The sequence below is a fragment of the Armatimonadota bacterium genome, assembly GCA_035527535.1.
Taxonomy (GTDB): domain Bacteria; phylum Armatimonadota; class Hebobacteria.
The window spans coordinates 1-2,018 of sequence record DATLAK010000115.1 but is presented as its reverse complement, the minus strand read 5'-3'; the positions used below and the strand labels follow the sequence as shown (position 1 = coordinate 2,018).

The following is a 2,018-nucleotide window of genomic DNA, read 5'->3' as shown; positions in this document are numbered from 1 at the left end:
GATCTGTCTTACTCTGCGCCCGCCAGCGAGTTTTTCTTGTCGGTAGAGCTGTGATCTCCCCTGGGAGGAGCTCCAGTTCGTGCACGATGACCACGACGACCTAACGCTCGGCCACTACATCGCGATCCTGATCGCCATGTGCATCATCGCGCTGGCTGCGATTCAGACGGGGCGGGTGCCGTATCAGTTCTGGCCGTAGGGGATGACCTCGTTCATTTGGTCGCCTGCACAAAATACCCGATGACCCACTTGGTATCCTTGCTGTGCGACGCCCCACGTACCCATCGAACGAATCTGTCCAGCGCCAAGGCGAACCATGCGACGGCGGCTCGCGGCGCCCCCCATCGAATCAGGGGCGTGATCATGCTCACCGCTGCCGTGAATGGACCCAGGTCAAGCGCTGCAACTTGGATCGTCCCGCTAAACCCTGCCGAACCGACCAACAGGTTCACCAACGCATGATCTGTCCAGCGCAGGTAGTCGGCAGTGAATGTCTCGCCGCGCTGTGCGGTGTGAACCGGGTACAGAAACGGCACGAATAGAATCAGCCGGCCACCAGGTCGCAACGCCCGCCCAGCCTCACACAGCAGCTGCTCGTAGCCGTATATGTGCTCGAGGACGTTGAGCAGCATGATGTTGTCCACAGACGCCGACGCCAAGGGCAACGGCGACTCCAGGTTGGCAACGAGATCCGGCCCCGCCTCTGGCCAAAGGTCAACAGTGAGTACCCGTGCGCTATCGCTGCGCCGCATCAGGTCAAAGTTGTGTGAGCCCCCAGTGCCCAGGTCAACCGTCAGCCCATCCACCGTTGTGGCGCCGAGGCGTAGATTCATCCACGCACGGGCAAATGACTGGCCGCGATAAATGGCTGATAGCAGGTTCCCATTCATGCTTCTGGATACACCGCACGCGTGAACCGCGCCGCAAATGGTAGGCTCTCGTCTCCAGCGATGCTCTGTGTCTCAGCCTCCATCCCCTCCCACACGTCCCTCAACCCTGCTTCACTCACATTCCGCTGGACCTTCAGCATCCTGGCCACCGGCAGCTCGTGGTACTCTGCCACGCGCCACAGGTAGCCCGCCACCAGCCGCCGCTGCGCCTTCGTGAGGCGTTCCTCTGCGACAAATCGCTCCATTGCCTTCCGCAGCAAGGGGAACCGGCTCCCCAGCGCTCGCCAATCGCCCCACGGCTCGCCGTCATCGTTGAACACGACCGGTTCGCTGGCCAGCAGCTCCCGCAGCTGACCCGTCCCGCGCAGTTTCCCTAGCCAGTAGGGTAGCGCGGAGGCCGCATCTCTCCTCTTCATCATCCGTGCGATCGCGCCCCAGGTAAGGCCCACGGAATGCGCCAGCGCCAGAAACCCCAGCGCTCGCGGTGTGGGGTGCCACCGGCGCCGGTACCTTCCGCGCCGGATGAACCTCATGCCTCCAAAGACTCGCTCTGCATCCTCCTCGCGAACGTGCCAGTTGGCCCATCGGGTCGCGGGCAGCCGCCCTTGGCGGATGTACTTGGCCACATTCGTCGCAGTCATCCCGTACTTCCGCGCCACCTCCCCGGTGGTCAGGAACCGCACGTCGCCACGGATCCGCGCCGCCGTGGCCTGCCAGGGCCCCTCGGGCATCGTCTCCGGATTGTACAGCGGCCAATTCTGCGGGTTCCGCATGAAGGCGAGGAGGTCGCTCCGCGTCATCAGATAGACACACCGGTCCCGCAGCGCCATTCGTCGCGCCGGGAGCCGGCCCTTCTCGATCCAGAATGCGATCGTGCTCGGATCCTTCCCGAACACGGTCCGCGCCACCCGTGTAGCCGTCAGCAGTGTTCGGGTTGGAGGAGGCATCCCCTTCCGAATGCGGCGGATCTTCAGCGCGTTCTCTGTACGTCCCAGCGCCCGCGCGATTTCCGCATAGGGAAGGTGCCCCATGTTATCGCGCAGGAACTGCTCCTCCCACGTAGACCACCGCCGTGGGGGAGCCTTGGGTCTCGGGGCCCTGGCCGCCACCCACGCCGGCACCCCCGTC

At 64.1% G+C, this 2,018-nt stretch carries 2 protein-coding genes; both read right to left on the bottom strand.

What is annotated here, in order from left to right; translation table 11 throughout:
• Positions 1-212: 212 nt before the first annotated feature.
• Entirely contained in the window at positions 213-890 is a 678-nt protein-coding gene (locus VM221_08435; protein ID HUT74847.1) for a methyltransferase domain-containing protein, read from the bottom strand.
• The coding region (locus VM221_08430) for a hypothetical protein (protein ID HUT74846.1) at positions 887-2,018 on the bottom strand (1,132 nt) is incomplete at its 5' end. The genes VM221_08430 and VM221_08435, both read right to left, overlap by 4 nt.

Bases quoted from the DNA above. Each gene is read 5' to 3' on its own strand.
- VM221_08435 (HUT74847.1), bottom strand. From the start codon at position 890: ATGAATGGGAACCTGCTATCAGCCATTTATCGCGGCCAGTCATTTGCC.